The 310-nt window shown below is 70.0% G+C and carries 1 pseudogene; it reads right to left on the bottom strand.

The features are described from left to right. Window positions 1-186: pseudogene (locus tag ACLZOT_RS51435) on the bottom strand (flavin reductase); the annotation flags it as partial. Window positions 187-310: the final 124 nt, after the last annotated feature.

Genomic DNA, 310 nt, shown 5'->3' with positions numbered 1-310 from the left:
GAACTTACCCGCGCCGTACACCATCGGGGGAAGCTCGCCGACCGCGGCGTGCACCACCCGGCAGATGAACACGGTATGGGTGCTGGCCTGCAGCCGCTCGCGGATCTCGACCTCCATCAGCGCGCTGCTGCGGGCGATCAGCGGGCTGCCGAACGGGCCGCTCTCCCAGTCCACGTCCTTGAACTTGTCCTCGGCCTTGCTCGCGCGGGCCTACCGCTGGGACAGCTCCGACCCGAACGCCGCCCCGGTGCGGGTCACCTGCGAGCCGTACCGGGTGGGGAACCCGTCCGACTACTACCCTCAGTACGGC

The sequence above is a fragment of the Streptomyces sp. 4F14 genome, from assembly GCF_048159485.1.
Classification (GTDB): domain Bacteria; phylum Actinomycetota; class Actinomycetes; order Streptomycetales; family Streptomycetaceae; genus Streptomyces.
This window is presented reverse-complemented; position numbering and strand designations above follow the sequence as displayed.